Source organism: Streptomyces sp. M2CJ-2 (assembly GCF_016757295.1).
In the GTDB taxonomy this organism is placed as follows: domain Bacteria; phylum Actinomycetota; class Actinomycetes; order Streptomycetales; family Streptomycetaceae; genus Streptomyces.
Window position 1 is genome coordinate 1 of record NZ_JAESIF010000332.1, and the last position, 284, is coordinate 284.

The following is a 284-nucleotide window of genomic DNA, read 5'->3' on the forward strand; positions in this document are numbered from 1 at the left end:
TCCACAGCCGTGCACACCTCGTCGAACGCCTCCGCGAACACCGGGAACGCCTCATACAGGCCCCGGCCCATCCCCGCCCGCTGCGCCCCCTGGCCGGGGAACACGAACCCGGTCCGCCCGCCCCGCGTCGTGGCGGCGACCTCGGCGGAGCCGTCGGCCACCGCGGCCAGCTCGCGCAGCAGGGCCTCACGGCTCGCAGCCGTCACGCAGGCCCGGTGCTCCAGGGCCGCCCGGGTGGTGGCCAGCGAGTAGCCGACATCCACCGGGCGCAGCCCGGCATCGGC

General features: G+C 77.1%; 1 protein-coding gene. It reads right to left on the bottom strand.

Going from position 1 to position 284, the window contains the following annotated elements:
• On the bottom strand, window positions 1-284 hold a 284-nt coding region (locus JL475_RS39515), incomplete at both ends, for a hypothetical protein (protein ID WP_202282994.1).